16 protein-coding genes are annotated in these 16,312 nt (G+C 32.6%); all 16 read left to right on the top strand.

What is annotated here, in order from left to right:
- On the top strand, positions 1-958 hold a 958-nt coding region (locus ABUA27_RS08560), incomplete at its 5' end, for an ROK family protein (RefSeq protein WP_349820567.1).
- A gap of 2 nt (positions 959-960) precedes the next feature.
- Complete coding sequence (locus tag ABUA27_RS08555; RefSeq protein WP_349820566.1) at positions 961-1,698, top strand: ChbG/HpnK family deacetylase; 738 nt, start codon at positions 961-963, stop codon at positions 1,696-1,698.
- A gap of 77 nt (positions 1,699-1,775) precedes the next feature.
- Positions 1,776-2,303 carry a hypothetical protein gene (locus tag ABUA27_RS08550; protein WP_349820565.1) on the top strand — a complete coding sequence of 176 codons (528 nt, stop codon included), beginning with the start codon at positions 1,776-1,778 and terminating at the stop codon, positions 2,301-2,303.
- Positions 2,304-2,500: 197 nt separating this feature from the next.
- Positions 2,501-2,785: a hypothetical protein gene (locus ABUA27_RS08545; RefSeq protein WP_502879694.1), complete on the top strand. Its 285-nt coding sequence runs from the start codon at positions 2,501-2,503 to the stop codon at positions 2,783-2,785.
- A gap of 309 nt (positions 2,786-3,094) precedes the next feature.
- Entirely contained in the window at positions 3,095-5,578 is a 2,484-nt protein-coding gene (locus tag ABUA27_RS08540) for a hypothetical protein (protein ID WP_349820564.1), read from the top strand.
- A gap of 196 nt (positions 5,579-5,774) precedes the next feature.
- A complete protein-coding gene (locus ABUA27_RS08535) occupies positions 5,775-6,227 on the top strand; it encodes a hypothetical protein (RefSeq protein ID WP_349820563.1) in 453 nt (150 codons plus the stop codon).
- A 509-nt stretch (positions 6,228-6,736) separates the two neighbouring features.
- The gene (locus ABUA27_RS08530) at positions 6,737-6,994 is read left to right on the top strand and encodes a toxin HicA (protein ID WP_349820562.1); all 258 of its coding nucleotides are present in this window, start codon (positions 6,737-6,739) and stop codon (positions 6,992-6,994) included.
- Positions 6,978-7,340, top strand: a complete 363-nt coding sequence (locus tag ABUA27_RS08525) for a type II toxin-antitoxin system HicB family antitoxin (RefSeq protein ID WP_270398250.1) — start codon at positions 6,978-6,980, stop codon at positions 7,338-7,340. The genes ABUA27_RS08530 and ABUA27_RS08525 overlap by 17 nt, the downstream gene beginning before the upstream one ends.
- Before the next feature lie 692 nt (positions 7,341-8,032).
- Positions 8,033-10,873: an alpha-glucosidase gene (gene ygjK, locus ABUA27_RS08520; protein ID WP_349820561.1), complete on the top strand. Its 2,841-nt coding sequence runs from the start codon at positions 8,033-8,035 to the stop codon at positions 10,871-10,873.
- A 156-nt stretch (positions 10,874-11,029) separates the two neighbouring features.
- Positions 11,030-11,473 carry a MarR family winged helix-turn-helix transcriptional regulator gene (locus ABUA27_RS08515; RefSeq protein WP_287968504.1) on the top strand — a complete coding sequence of 148 codons (444 nt, stop codon included), beginning with the start codon at positions 11,030-11,032 and terminating at the stop codon, positions 11,471-11,473.
- Positions 11,474-12,223 carry an MATE family efflux transporter gene (locus ABUA27_RS08510; RefSeq protein ID WP_349820560.1) on the top strand — a complete coding sequence of 250 codons (750 nt, stop codon included), beginning with the start codon at positions 11,474-11,476 and terminating at the stop codon, positions 12,221-12,223.
- Positions 12,224-12,799, top strand: coding sequence for an MATE family efflux transporter (locus ABUA27_RS08505; protein ID WP_349820568.1), 576 nt, complete (start codon positions 12,224-12,226; stop codon positions 12,797-12,799).
- Positions 12,800-12,855: 56 nt separating this feature from the next.
- Positions 12,856-14,472 (top strand): SWIM zinc finger family protein, encoded by a 1,617-nt coding sequence (locus tag ABUA27_RS08500; protein ID WP_349820559.1) that lies wholly within the window; start codon positions 12,856-12,858, stop codon positions 14,470-14,472.
- 136 nt (positions 14,473-14,608) lie between these two features.
- Positions 14,609-14,872, top strand: coding sequence for a hypothetical protein (locus tag ABUA27_RS08495; RefSeq protein WP_129982336.1), 264 nt, complete (start codon positions 14,609-14,611; stop codon positions 14,870-14,872).
- Positions 14,873-15,021: 149 nt separating this feature from the next.
- A complete protein-coding gene (locus tag ABUA27_RS08490; protein ID WP_349820558.1) occupies positions 15,022-15,972 on the top strand; it encodes a calcium/sodium antiporter in 951 nt (316 codons plus the stop codon).
- A gap of 131 nt (positions 15,973-16,103) precedes the next feature.
- Positions 16,104-16,241 (top strand): hypothetical protein, encoded by a 138-nt coding sequence (locus tag ABUA27_RS08485; RefSeq protein WP_349820557.1) that lies wholly within the window; start codon positions 16,104-16,106, stop codon positions 16,239-16,241.
- Positions 16,242-16,312: the final 71 nt, after the last annotated feature.

Raw genomic sequence — 16,312 nt, 5'->3', positions numbered from 1 at the left:
TTTTGGGGGATTTGAGTTTGGTTATATATTTGTGTCCGCGCAACGAAGGCGCGGGGAAATGGAGGAAATTATGAAAAGTGTATTAGCTATTGATATTGGTGGAACTTTTATTAAATATGGATTGATTCATGAAAATTATCAAATCTCTAATAAAGGAAAAGTAAAAACGCCAAATACTACAACAGAAGATTTTTTAGACGAATTAAAAAATTTATATGATTCTTATAAAGAAGAAATAAGAGGAATTGCTATTTCTGCTCCGGGAAGAATTAGTGAAGAAGGTGTTATGTTAACTGCAGGAATATTAGAATATTTAGAAGGATTTAATCTGGCACAGGAACTCTCAGAGGTATGTGATGGTATTAGTGTAACTGTAGAAAATGATGGTAAAGCAGCCGCTTTATGTGAAGCAACAATTGGTAGTGGAAAAGATTATCCTAATAGTGTTGCCCTTATATTTGGTACAGGTATTGGCGGAGGCGTTATAATTAATAAAGAAATATTAAGAGGTTGTTATTTGATTGCAGGAGAGTTTTCACCATTATTCACTAATTATGAAGTAGGTAATTATGATTGTTTTGCCACACTTTATTCGACAATTAGAGTTGTAAATAAATCAAAAGAAATGACTCATGAAGATGATTTAAATGGTGAAAGAATGATGGCACTTTATCGAGAGAAGTCTTATTCTGAATTAAATGATTATCTTGATGCTTGGTTTTTTGCGATTGCAAAGTTTTGCTACAATATTGATGTACTTTATAATCCAGATGTTATTTGTATAGGTGGTGGAATAAGTGCTGATCCGCTATTTGTAGAAAAAATTAAAGAAAATATCGATGTAATTTACGAAGAAGCCTTTGTTTTTAGAAAACCAAAGGTTGAAGTATGTATGTATCAAAATGATTCTAATTTGTTAGGTGCATACTGTCGCTTTATTAAAATGAAAGGAGAATAACTATGAAGTTAATAATGAGAGCGGATGATTTGGGAATAAGTGAAGGAGTGAATTGCGGAATTTGTAAAGCCATTAAAGATGGTGTTATTACAAGTGTAGGACTCATGCCTAATATGGAACATGCTTTAGATGGATATGAAATGATTAAAGATTGTAATGTATCTGTAGGCCAGCATACAAACATTTGTTTAGGAAAGCCTCTATGTTCTCCTGAAGAGATTCCAAGTCTAGTAGATGAAAATGGTGAATTCTATTCAAGTAAAGTTATTAATAAAAGAAAAGAAGATACAATTAACATTGAAGAATGTGAAAAGGAAATAGAAGCTCAATTAAATTATTTTATTGAAATCACAGGATTTAAACCACAGTATTTTGAAGGCCATGCTGTATTTTCTTTTAATTATATGAAAGCATTAGAAAATGTTGCAAAAAGACATGGCTTATTTTTTGTGAATCCTATGGATCCTCAATGGGTAAGTGAAAATCATATTCATGGATTAGGTATGATTCATTTTAATGAAAGAGGATTATATGATCCAAAAAGGTATATGGAAGATAATTTAGAAATGTTGAAAGATAATGAATGCTGTATTGCAATATTTCATCCTGGTTATTTAGATCAATATATCTTAACGAATTCCTCTTATACGCTTATTAGACCAATGGAATGTGATTTTTTGTGTAGTGATTGGTTAAAGGATTGGATTAAACAAAATGATATTCAACTAGTAACCTTATAGTAATCTACTATTCTACTAAATGAACATAGAAAAACTATCATGTATACTTTTAAAGTATTTAGGGGGACATAATAAGAATGTATGATTTTAGATTTGATACAAAACTAATGCAATCTTTTGTGGGATTACAAATAACATCATACAAATGTACAGATACTATAACAGAAATGGTAGATATTCAAATTGGTGATAATGTATATTGTTTAATAAATGAATATGAAGAATTAGATTACTTTTTATTAGAGAATGAAAATACAGTGTATAGAATATCTGATTCTTATAGAAATGGTCCTGATAATACTCAGATTACGGTAAATGTAAATCAGATTATATCAAAGGTTATTTTATTAAATGAACATATTGTATTGGAAAAGAATGACAGAATATCTTATGATGTGTGGGATACCAAAGCTATCATATTTAGCTTAAATGATTATGAATTATGTTTTATTAAGGAGGATTGTTGGTTTTCTGAAAAAATAGAAATATTAAAAGGAAAGGATTTACTTAACCATATTTTCGATGAACAAGGTATTCTAGATGACTTCATTGATATGAAAGATGGTATGGTAGAGTTGAATAATGAAATTGTGGTTTTTAGTTGAATACATATAATAAAATGAACCCCTGCATTAGTAGGGATTCATTTTATAATGCATTGTTTTTAAAGTAGAATAGGCAGTTCTTGCTATGCTTTTATTAAAGAACAGGTAGGAGATAAGAAGGTTTTTCTTGCACTTTTAAGGAGAAGTGGATTTCTTCTGTAGTTGTAGCTCTTTTAATTAAAGCGATTGCTCATCAGTTGGCATGTGTCCATGTAAATCATGGTTTATTTCATAAAGGTGAACCAGAAAAAGATATCAAAGCACATCATAATGCAGGTGGATTATCTGAAGATATGAATTTTAAATTAGTAGAACCGGTAAGAATTCTATTTAAAGATGAAGTATGTATTGTTGGTGAAGAATTAGTTTGTTTACATGGTATATCCTCAGCCATTCCCAGGACCAAGTCTAGGAAGTGCATCATTCATCCGATGTTTATTTATGATAATGCTAAAAAAGCATTTAAATTTACCACTGAATAATACTAGTATAAAAAGAGTAAAAGTAATTAAAGAGAAACACTGATAAAGATAATTGAATATTAGTGAAATAAAATGACGAATATTATCGATTTTAAATGAAATTAGCAATCTTTTTTTATGAAAAAATATAAGTTAAATATTGATTTTAAAGTATTAACATATATTAACAAAATACTTATAAGTAACTATTTGTACAAATAGGTCATTTTGTACAATTTGTATTTTTTGCAAACGCTTTACATTCAAAAAAATTGGTGATAAAATTATGGCTAATGGAATGCAAAATAATATATATTGAGGAGGGAAATTATGCATAAAAACCTATTTAAGAAATTTGGGGCAACTTTCGTAGCACTTACACTTGCATTTTCTAGTGCTTCTGCCGTAAGTGCAGCTGGAGATACTTCTGAATTTCAACCAAAGGTAACTTATAGCAATGGTAATTATACTTTTGCCAAGTTATCTCATCCAGACAAAGCAGTGTCTACACCAGATGGTATTGTTGATTACCTAGGTGGAGGAAATGTTGGTATTACAGGTCAGGACCAGGGAGCAACAGGACAAGGTGACCAGGGGCAGAGTTATGCTTGGTCTGCAGCATCTTATGGTGATTGGATGTATGTTGGTACTTGTTATGCAGCAATGGGGAATACATTAACATTAATGGATACTACTCTTGGTGATAAATTCGATAAGGATGTTATGACTGCTGCACTTAAAGCGATGTTCAATGGAACCTTCTTCTATGGACATGAAAAAGAAGATGGTACTGCAGATGAAGATTCTGACGGTATTCTTTGTAAAGTAAACGTTAAGACTGGTGAAACTAAGTTATTAATGTCTAAGTCTTTAAATGGTAAAGGACCACTTTTCAGAAACGCTATGCGTTATAAAGATAAACTTTATTTCTGTGGTTCTGTACGTAATAAAGGTGCTAAGGCAGGTTTACCTAGCATTTATTGCATCGATCCTAAGACAGATGATATCAAGTGTGTTTACACTGGTATTACTCCACAGGAACTAGGTGCTGCCTATAAAGAAGGTATCAGTACTGGTATCCGTGGTATGACAGAATTCAACGGTGAATTCATTGCGAGCTGTGTAGGTGTTGATGGACCTTATATTTTAAAGTCTAAAGACCCATCAGCAGGTCAGTCTTCATTCAAGAAGATTGCAACTAAGAAGGATTTATTCAACTATCCTGCATATCATTATTCAGATAGCATCTATGGTGGTTCTATCTGGGAAATGGTGGAATTCAATAACAAGCTTTATGTTGCTTTATGTACTGGTACACAGGAAAACAAACCTGATGAACATACAATGCAGTCATTTGCGATTGTATGTGGTGAAGAAAAAGCAGATGGCTCTTGGACATGGAGACCAGTTGTAGGTGATAAAGCAGATGGTGCTAAATATACATTTGGTATCGATCCAGAACGTACACGTGCTGGTGCATGTAACATGTTAGTATACAATGATCATCTTTATATTGGTGAATATGAAGATATCGAAATCGCATTAGAAGATTTAGTATTTAAAAAGAATGTAGAATTCTTAGCTAAGAACTTAGAACAGTCTGTAAGTCTTTATCGTATGGATAAGGATGAAAACATGGAATTAGTTGTAGGTGATGCAACTAAGATGTTCCCTAAAGGTGGCATTTCTGGACTTGGTTCTGGATTTGGACATCATGAAAACCAGTATATCTGGCAGTCTACTGTATTTGATGGAAAGATGTACTTTGGTACATTTGACAGCAGCAGCTTATTACAGCCTATCGGACAGTTTACAAATGGTGACTTGTTAAATATGTCTAAAGAAGAATGGAAATCACAGATGAATTATCTTAAGGTTTTCATTGAATTAGTATTAAGCAAGAATGCTAAATATCCGACTCAGCCAATTTCTGAAACAGATTCTGATGAAGCAAATGTTGATGAGGATACTGAAGAAGATTTATCTGCATCTGAAAAGGTACAGAAGGCTGTTAAATCTGCAACTGAAAGATATAGCACATCAACATATTCTTTAAATAGTGATAATGCTGAAGTTGTTACACTTTCTGATGATCAGGTAAAGGCTTTAGTGAATGGTCTTGAAGATGGCTCTATTAAAGCAAATAGCTTAAGTGATGAAGCATCAAATGATGCTATTACTATGGTTTCAGGATTAGATCCATTATCATCTTCTTTAGATGAAAAAGGTTCTCAGGAATTCGCAGATGAATATGCTGAAGTATATGAACACTACACACAGATTTCTTCTCAGCTTCCTGAAAAGTTAAAGAAATTATTTGAAGATTTCATGACAATCACAAAGAAAGATAATTTAATTGCATTTGGTAAGGTATTAAATTATTTATCTAAAGCTAAGCGTGGTTTTGATATGTATACATCAGCTGATGGTGAATCAATCACAACTATTACTACAAATGGTTTTGGTGATCCATATAACCATGGTCTACGTGCTTTCGCAACAGGTGATGATTGGATGGCTATTGGTACAGCTAACCCATTCTATGGAACACAGTTATGGAAGATGACTTCTCCAGTTAAGAAAGTTGAACCAACAAAACCAACTGAACCAGAAAAACCAAATATTACAGTTACCCCATCTAATTCAGATAAAAAAGATACTACAACAGTAACAACTAAAACTGATGATAAGAAGGGTACAGCTAAGACTGGTGATTCAACTGATGTAACTACATCATTGGTTGCTGCAATTGGTTCACTTGCATTATTAGTTGGCTGTGCATATGTACTTCGTAAGAAGAAGGTCAGAGCATAGTAAGTAACTATAAAAACCTAACACTCTAAATATAAGACAGCTTATTTGATTTCATCAATAGGCTGTTTTTTTTATACCACGATGAATGCTGTATTAATGGGGATATGACTCTATTCGTGGAATAATTTCTTAATTTGGAAAATACGTTGGAAGAATGAGTGGAATATGCAATAAAAACTATCAAGGAGCTAAAATTATGAACTACAATAATATAGATTATATACAGAAAAATGATCCAGCCACAAAAGAAGAAATAATCACTAGATTACAGAATGCAGCTAAAGAAGATGAAGAATATTATATGGATGATGATTTGATTGATGCAATCAATGAATATCCAGAATCTTTTGAGCTTGTAGAGCCTATTCTAGAAATTATAGGGACTCATCCTAGGGTTGATTTTGGCATGCCGGGGGATCTAGTTCATTTTCTAGAACAATTCTATAAGCATGGATATGAGGAATTATTAGTTTCTTCAGTAAGAAAGAATCCTACAGCACATAATATATGGATGGTACATCGCTGTTTTAATGATGTAAGTAATTCAAAGAGAGAAATACTTGTAGAACTCATGAAGGAACTTAAAGATGAATCATCAGGTTCAATGGATATTAAGAAAGAAATAGATGAATTTGATTGGGAGATTTAGAGAGTAAAAGAAATGAACCTCTGCATTAGTCAGGAGTTTTTGCGTATGTATTCTGGATAATATATAGTATAGCCTTTTGTATATGTGTATCTGAAGTGATAGGGACCTATGACTCTGCCACCTTTTGGGTAAACGTATAACTTCTTTATGTAATTTTCAGGCGAATGATTTCTTTGTTCAGACAGAAATTGATAAATGTCCTTAGATATGCTGTATTTTCATCAATAATTGATTGAAGTCATCTTCAGATAAGTAGTAATGACTTAATTACGATTCATTTCACTTGATGTGTTCTGAGAGTAAGGTGCATCAGAAATAGGTCCTATTATGATATAGGTAACCCTATGTGATATTTCTTTGTGATAGACTTAACCATAAGAAATACTTTCTTTAGTTGAGAAGTAAGATATTGTTTCTTTTTTGTAGTATAAGTGTATATAGAGTGGATTTATTATATGATTGACACCGTATACGACACCATATTATAATAAGAACAGGAGAAATGAATTATGTCGAAATGGGATAAGCTAATTTTTAAGATTAGTACATTATCAAAAGAGTTACGTTTTTCTGAATTGAGAAAAGTATTGGAGAGTTATGGATATGTAATGAATTATCCTAAAGGAGGAAGCAGTCACTATCCTTTTAGGAAGAAAGGATCTATGCCTATCACAATACCTAAACATGAACCAATAAAAAGAGTATATGTTGAAATGGTAAGATTAATTGTAGAAAAAGAGGAGAAGAACAATGAAAACACTCAATGATTATATGGCCTTACCTTATCGTTTAGAAATAGTAGAAGATCAAGAAGAAGGTGGATATGTAGTTTCTTATCCTGATCTTCCAGGTTGTATCACTTGTGGAGATACAATAGAAGATGCTATGAATAATGCAAAGGATGCAAAGAAAGCATGGATTGAAGCGGCATTAGAAGAAGGTATTGAGATTAATGAACCAGATAGCATAGAAGATTATTCTGGACAATTCAAATTGAGAATTCCTAAGACTTTACATAGAACACTTGCTTTGCATGCTAGAAAAGAAGGCATCAGCATGAACCAATATTGCGTCTATCTCCTATCTAGAAATGATGCTTTACTTTCAAAATAGAACATAATCACTTGAACACATACACTTGTATGTGTTTTTATGTATAGAAATGAAATTTCAATATTCAGGGTATTGGTTGAATACATATTTCAATCAATAATTTTTGTTGTTTTCATTTGTCTTTAATGCAAAATTAATGATTTTATTTGCGATTTTCGCATATTGTATTATAATAGAAACAATCATGATGTTTGAATATCAAAATAACTCTTGTAAAAATACCACAAACATCATCATAAATATTACTAATGTTCTAATAATAACAATTAAAGTCAATTAAATTTAGATAAATGCTTAATATATATTTAAAAATATCTGATAATACATACGGTATAAATGATTCAAAATATACCATACTTTTAATCATCGACAGTCACAACAATTTTATAAAGAGCAAAATAATACTGATAAAAACAAATTCTACATGCGAATAAGATAAAAAATAGATGATTTATACCAATGTATACAATCTATTTCAAAGTTTGTTTGAAATATAAAACGATTTATTGACGGTAATCGTTTTCAAATTTATACTAGACTTGTAAAAGACGGACGTAGTCAACAAGGGACATAATGAATTCAAATAACGCACCTTATTTGTATATGTTATATCCTTTTTTTCTGAAAAGCGCGCGTCATAAAAATAGACTGACCTCTTTACAAAAAATAATAATAGAAGGGAATACACATATATGAAGGCAAAAAAAGTCTTGAAGAACATTGCAGCATTAAGTGTTGCAACAGTGATTGTTGGCGGAACATTGTCACCTATCTCCGCTGTAGGAAGCTCTAAAGATTTAACTGAATTTGGCAATGTATTAAATGTAAAAGCTGTCCCAACTGAAAAGATTTATGGAACTTATGATACAAACGATTATAACAACTTCTCAGATCAGGGTGCTTGGCATGGTTACTATTTACCTGAAACAACAGAAGCAGCTCACAAGATGTATGGAGGGTTCGCTGGTCCTGTTTGTATCGCAGAAGAATACCCATTCAACTTATCTGACTCAATTAATAAGATCAACTTAGAAAGAGTAAATGGTGAGACAAAAGAAAAGGTTGATCTAACTAAGGCAAAAACAGATTTCGTTTATTATCCAGGAAGACTTGAACAGACTTACAAGATGGATGATTTAACATTAAAGCTAAAATTGATCTTTGCCACTAACAGAACAGCTTTAATCGAAACTGAAATCGAAAATAACACTAATAGTAAATTAACTCTTGATTTATCTTGGGATGGTCACTTATTTACTTGGTATACATATAGTCCAGAAGAAACAAGAGCAGACTATAAGACAGGTACTACTTTCGCAAAAGACGAAAATGGCGTGAAAGTGAATTTTGAAACTAAACGTTATACATATCGTTATATGACAACGGATCAGAACTCATTTGACGTGACATTAGGCGAAAATGACCTAGAAACCAATGTTGCAGAAGATAAGCATTCTTATACTATTAATAAGAAGAATTCTGTAGAAATTGATGCAAATGAAAGCTATAAGACTTATCAGACACAGAGTTATACTTTCACTGATAAAGAAAGAACTGCAGAAAGAGAAAAAGTAAAAGATATCTTAAATAAACCTGGTCACTACTTAACTGATAACAACACTCGTTGGCAGGGTTATGTTAATACTATTTTCAAAAATAAGAACGCTGTAGGCACTGCTTATCAAAGAGCTGCAGTTAAATCTATGGAAACATTAACTACTAACTGGTTCTCACCAGCCGGTGCAATTAAGCATGATGGAGTCGTACCATCTATGTCTTATAAGTGGTTCGTTGGTATGTGGGCTTGGGACTCTTGGAAACAGGTAGTTGCAACTACACAGTTTAATCCAGAATTAGCTAAGAATAACATTAGAGCATTATTCGACTACCAGATCACTAAAGAAGATGCTGTTCGTCCACAGGATGAAGGTGCTATCATTGACTGTATTTTCTATAACCAGAATGAAGACCGCGGTGGTGATGGAGGAAACTGGAACGAACGTAACTCTAAACCAGCACTTGCTGCATGGGCAGTTCAGAGTGTTTATGAAGCAACTGGTGATAAAGAATTCTTAAAAGAAATGTATCCTAAGTTAGTTGCATATCATAACTGGTGGTATAAAAACCGTGATATCGATAAGAATGGTATTGCTGAATACGGAGGAATGGTTCATGAAACATGCTACGACTGGCAGAACTATACTAACCCTCTTACTGGTAAAAGCTATTATATCGGTGAAGAAGTAGAAGGATTTGGTAAGATCGTTGGTGTACCATCTAGCGATGGAAGCTATGAATATGGTTATATCTATGATGAAAACAATGAACGTGTTGTATGTCCAGAAGCTGGTATCGAAGCAGCTGCTTGGGAAAGTGGTATGGATAACGCAACTCGTTTTGACAGAGAAGGTTTAAGCACTGAAACATTTAAGGATCCTGGAGTTCTTATCTATACTGTAAGAGATGATAACAAGAAACCAGTTGGTTATGTTATCAACCAGGAATCTGTAGATTTAAACTCTTACTTATATGCTGAAAAAGGTTTCTTAAAATCTATGGCAGATGTTTTAGGTAAGAAAGATGATGCTAAGAAGTATTCTAAAGAAGCTAAGAAAGTAGCAGACTATATCAATACAAAGATGTATGATGAAAAGACTGGTTACTACTATGACTTACAGACTAATGAAGATGGTTCTACAAAGACTCTTCTAACTAACCGTGGTAAAGGTACTGAAGGATGGTTACCACTTTGGGCTAAAGCGGCTACTAAAGAACAGGCAAAAGCAGTCGCAGCAAATATGACATCTCCAGATAAGTTTGATACATTAGTACCATTCCCAACTGCATCAAAGGACAATCAGAAATATGCTCCAACTAAATATTGGAGAGGACCTGTATGGTTAGACCAGGCATTATATGGCGTTGAAGCATTACAGAACTATGGTTATAATGAAGATGCTAAGAGAATGGCATACAAGTTATTTGATAACGCTAAGGGATTATTAGGTGATGGACCAATCCATGAAAACTATAACCCTGAAACTGGTGATGGTTTACATACTAAGAACTTCAGCTGGTCAGCATCTGCGTTCTACTTATTATATCAGAACACATTAACATCAACTAAGACAACTTCACAGACAGGACTTGCTATTCCTGGTGAAGTCACTGTAAATAAAGATGAATTAGCAGTAGTTATTAAGGAAGCAGAAGCATTAGATAAGAAATTATATACAGCTGATTCATTCAATGCTGTAGAAACAGCATTAACATCAGCAAAAGCAGTATATGCAGATGAAGATGCAACTCAGGAAGAAGTCAATCAGGCTGTAGCTGACTTAAGAGATGCAATAGTTAAACTTGTTAAAGTTGAAGGCGTTGTGATTGATAAAGATAACAAGGACAACAAAGATAACAAAGACAACAACAATAAGAATCCAAAGACTGGTGACAATACATTCGTATTTGGTAGTGTATGTGCTATGTTAGTATCAGGTTTCTTATTCATCTTCTTAAAGAAGAAAAGAGCTTAGTAATTAAAAAAATCCTCAAAATGAGGATTCTGGAGGCAGCCTAGCTGCCTCTTTTCTTATATATAAGTAAAACTTTATTTCTTATGCTTGATATTCATTTTATTATTTATATAATTACCATAGATAATTACCTATGGTAATTAAAAGGAGAGGCGTATGAATAGTCAAAAAACTAAGGAAATGCTGGACAGCTGTTATATCGCAAAAAGAATATTGGATTTATTACCAGAACTTCCTGAAGGTGTTCTTCCTTCATATATTCGTTATTTAGAAACAGTTCTTAATTTGAAAGAAACACATGAAAAGGTTAAAGTATCAGATTTAAGTTCTGCACTCAATTTACCTAGACCAGGAGTCACACGTACTGTAAGTTCTATGGTAGAAAAAGGTTATTTAAATAAGATATCTTCTAAAGAAGATGGACGTGTCACTTATGTTGAAGTAAGTGAAAAAGGACAGGCTTTATTTGAAAAGTTCAATAAGGATTATTTTGAAGACTTATCTCAAAGGTTAAGTGATATTTCTATAGAAGAAGCAGATTGTATGATTGAAACAATAGAAAAGTTCTATCAAGTGATGTGTGAAAGGAGAAAAGCATAAATGAATTCAGATTTTACTCAGGGAAGTATTTTTAAGAAATTAGTCGCATTTATGATTCCTGTACTAGGCGCATTAGTATTACAGGCAGCTTATGGTGCGGTTGACTTACTTGTGGTAGGACGTTTTGGAACAACAGCAGGCTTATCCGCTGTTTCTACAGGAAGTCAGGTATTAAACCTTGTCACATTTGTGATCACTCAGTTTGCAATGGGGATTACAGCACTTATCGCAAGATATATAGGTGAAAAGAAACAAGAAAACATTGGGGGGTTAATTGGTGGTGCTACAGTTCTATTTGGAATAGTTTCAGTATTCTTATTCATCATCATGATATTATGTGCATTGCCCATTTCAACGCTCATGCAGGCAGCTGATCAAGCACTCAATCTTACATCTATGTATGTAAGAATATGTGGTGGTGGTATTTTCTTTATTGTGGCTTATAATGTATTAGCGGCTATTTTTAGAGGATTAGGAGATAGTAAGTCTCCATTACTTTTTGTAGCAGTAGCATGTCTTATTAATGTGGTAGGAGATTTAGTTTTAGTAGCAGGTTTCCATCTAGATGCAGCAGGTGCGGCAATGGCTACAGTACTTGCACAGGCATGTAGTGTATTATTCGCTTTAGGATTATTAAAGAAAAGAAAACTCCCATTTGAAATACATAAACATGATTTTAAAATCAACCCTCATTGCATTCGTGCAATGAAAATCGGTGTACCTCTCGCATTGCAGGAATGCTTGATTTAGATTTCCTTCCTTGCATTATGTGCCTTTATTAATCGTTTAGGATTAGAGGCATCATCAGGATATGGTGTAGCATGTAAAATTGTAAACTTTGCGATGCTTGTACCAAGTGCTTTAATGCAGTCCATGGCTTCATTTGTGGCTCAGAATGTAGGCGCAAATAACGAAAAAAGAGCTAAACAATCTATGTTTACAGGTATGGGTATAGGATTATTTATTGGTGTCATTGTATTTTGTTTAGTTATGTTTAAAGGAGATATGCTAACAGGAATTTTTACAACAGAACAGGGTGTTATTCATCAGGGCTATACTTATTTAAAAGGTTTTGCATTTGAAACAATAGTTACTGCAGTACTCTTTAGTATGGTCGGTTACTTTAATGGACATGATAAAACAGTATGGGTTATGGTACAAGGATTAGTACAAACACTTCTTGTACGTCTACCTCTTTCTTATTATATGTCTATTCAGCCTAATGCAAGTCTTACTTATATCGGTCTTGCAGCACCTATCGCAACAATTGTAGGTATCCTTCTCAATATATGTTTCTATTTTTATATGAATAAGAAAATGAATTAGATAGCAGAAATGCTGTCTTTTTTAGTATAATAGAACTATATATGGGAGGTGCTTATATGGAATGGGAAACTTATTTTCAAAAACGAATATTGAATAGGGGGTATGACTATTATTTTGATGATCGCGTAGAAGATTTACGTATTAATTCTAATAGGATTAAAGCAGTTGTTAATGGGACAGATTTTTATCATGTAGAAATTAAATTAAATGGAAATAAAATAATAGGCATGTCCTGTGATTGTCCTTATGCATTAGATGGACATAATTGTAAGCACATGGCAGCTGTTTTATATGAGTGGCAACTAAGAGTGACTCATCCAGAAATAGATAGTTTACAGCTTGTTGAAGATGCTTCAGAAGAGGATGTACGATCATTTCTTATTCAAGTACTTGATGATAATCCTAATTTAGTAGAAACCTTTAAACAATATACACAAAATGAATTTTCTTTGACTACAATGATTGATGATTTGGAGGGGGTTTGTGATTCTTATAGTAATGGTTATCATTATATCGATTATGAATTTAGCCGTGATTTTTGTGATAACTATGAAGATGCTGTTGATAAGTGGCTTGATGTTTTAAAGAAAAGGGATCAATATTCTCTCGCATTTAGATTTTTATTAAAAGCTTATGAAGTATTTTATAAGCTAGATATTGAGGATAATGGAGGTGAAACGGTTGCACTTTCTGTTATCATTATAAGCCAATGGGCAAATATAATTATGTGTATGGATGACTTAGAAAGATTAGAAGCTTTTGTTGAATTAGGACAATACCTCAACAGCATGAGAGATTATTATGATAGCCAAAAGATTATTGAAATATTTTTTGATTGTTTAAGTGGTAAAGAATTCTTAAAGCTGAAGCTTGATCTTGTGAAAAAACAGTTAGACTACATAGAGAGTCATGATGATATTTTTAATAGAGGATATGCAATTGAAGGATTTGCGAAAAAGTATCTTGAACTCTTAAAGAAGAATAAAGCATCAAAGAAGGAGATAAGTGCTGTTTATAAAAAGTACTGGGAATATATTCCTATTAGAATGGACTGTGTCTATACTTGTATTAATAATAAAGAATATGACAAGGCTTTAGATTATATTGACGAATGTATTGATTTTGAATATGAAAATCAAGATCGTATGAAGTTTAATATAAAATTGAAGAAAGATATTTATAAGAAGCAGGGAAATATCAAAGCTTACAGAGAAGAATTAAAGAATTTGATTCTCTTTTTCAATGATACTAATTTAGAGGATTATGTTGAGCTGAGAAGTCTCTTTTCTGATAAAGAATGGATCAAGGAAAGAGACTCTATAATTGAACAGCTTACTCCTGGAAGGTTCTTATGTGAAATATTAGAAACAGAGCAACTATATGAACAGCTATTAGACGTTCTCTTAAGAAGTGACGATAAATATTTGCTGCATCAATATACCGATTTGCTTAGTGAGAAATATCCTGAACGGCTGCTTCAGATATATCGAGAAAATGTTGAAAAACAGGCTGAATCTACTGGAAGCAGAAAGCATTATTACCAAATTGTAGAAGAGTTAAGAATCATGAAGTCTATTACTGGTGGTGATAAAATCGTTGATGAAATCATTAAGAAATGGAAGGTTCAATATAAAAACAGAAGCGCAATGCTTGATGAATTAAATGGAATATAGTCCACTCCGGTGGACTTTTTTACATCTTTCTTTTATATCAAATGAGTCATCAATGGAAAACATAAACAAAAGGAGGTAAATGGAAATGAGCTAGTATTATCTTGCAGTAGATATTGGAACTTCTAGTGAGCATCATATGTTAGCCTGTATACAAGAGAGAAAAATCAAACTAGAAGAAATCTATCATTTTGAAAATGGAATGAAAAAGTGTAAGGAATTAAACAAGATTCCTGTCAGCATGTCTATTGATACTTGGGTAGTGGATTATGTCTTATTAGATGAAGATGATCATGTTTTAGGTGATTCTTATGGTTATCGTGATTATCGTACTGATGGTATGGATGAAGTAGTTAATAAGGTTATTGATGAAAAAGAAGCATATGCTAAAACAGATTTTTAATAAACAAGTAATCAGTCATTATCGTCACCTTACATGTGAAATTATGATGAAATAATTGATGTACTTCAATCGTCGGATACTATTGACTAACACTATGATAAAATGGTAGATTATTAATCAGTTTATATATAAAGGAAGAGAATAAAAAAATGTTAAATACTTTCATGGAAATTGGTATATTAATTGTTGGTTTTGTATTATTGATTAAGGGTGCAGATTTCTTTGTAGATGGAAGTTCTTCTGTCGCAAAAAGATTAAAGGTCCCTTCAATGATCATTGGACTTACAATTGTCGCCATGGGTACAAGTTTACCTGAATGTGCAGTCAGCGTAACTGCTTCAATGAGCAACAACAATGCTCTTGCAGTCAGTAATGTAGTAGGATCTAACTTATTTAACTTAATGGTAGTATGTGGTGTATGTACACTATTTGTACCTCTTGCAGTTTCTACAGATACATTAAAGAAGGAATTCCCATTCTCTATTATCTGTGCTGCTTTATTACTTGTATTTGGTTTAGACAGTATGCTAGGTAGAGTAGATAGTGCAGTTTTTATTGTGTTATTTGCCGCATATTTAGGATGGATGATCTATTCTGCATTACAGGCAAGAAATAAAGCGTTAAGCGAAGAAAATGATGAAGAAATCAAGCTACTACCAGTATGGCAGTGTATTGTTTATATTGTAGGTGGTGCTGCTGCGATTAAATTTGGTGGCGACTTTGTTGTAGAAGGTGCTACAGCTATTGCAACTATGCTAGGACTCAGTCAGAACCTTATTGGTTTGACTATTGTCGCTTTAGGAACAAGTCTTCCAGAACTTGTGACTTCTATTGTAGCTGCAAGAAAGAATGAAATCGACATGGCTTTAGGTAATGTTATTGGATCTAATATCTTTAATATCTTATTTGTATTAGGTATTGCCGGGGTCATTAGTCCTGTTGTCATTATTACAGAAAACTTGATTGATACATTTATTTTAATTGTTGTAAGTACTCTAGTATGGGGCTTTGCCTGGAAGAAGAAAGAACTTGTTAAATGGCAGGGTATTGTGATGCTTGCAATTTATGTAGCATATCTTGTTTATATTTGTATGCGTTAAGAAGGCGATGCCTTCTTTTTTTTATTTGATATCTAATATAGATGACAAATATTGTTCAACATAATATAATTTGAATAGAGGAAAGATTATACAAAGTCATCAAATGAATTTTAAAAGGAGTATGGAATAACATGAGAAGAAATAAAGTGAGATATTATTTGGATGTTGTAATCCATCATCCTGATTGGACCATAGAAGATTTTGAAGCTGAAGAAAAAAAGCTTAAAGAAGAGAGTGATAAATTAACAGAGTGGCCTCCTATATGCTAAGGATAAAATAAAAATGTAGGTAAAAGACAACATAAGAATGTTGGAAAACCTACATAATTATTTTGTCCTTT

Origin of the sequence: Catenibacterium sp. RTP21428st1_D7_RTP21428_210409, assembly GCF_040227455.1 — a bacterium.
Lineage (GTDB): Bacteria > Bacillota_I > Bacilli_A > Erysipelotrichales > Coprobacillaceae > Catenibacterium > Catenibacterium mitsuoka_A.
The sequence above is the reverse complement of the archived record's forward strand: the minus strand, read 5'-3'. Positions and strand labels throughout refer to the sequence as shown.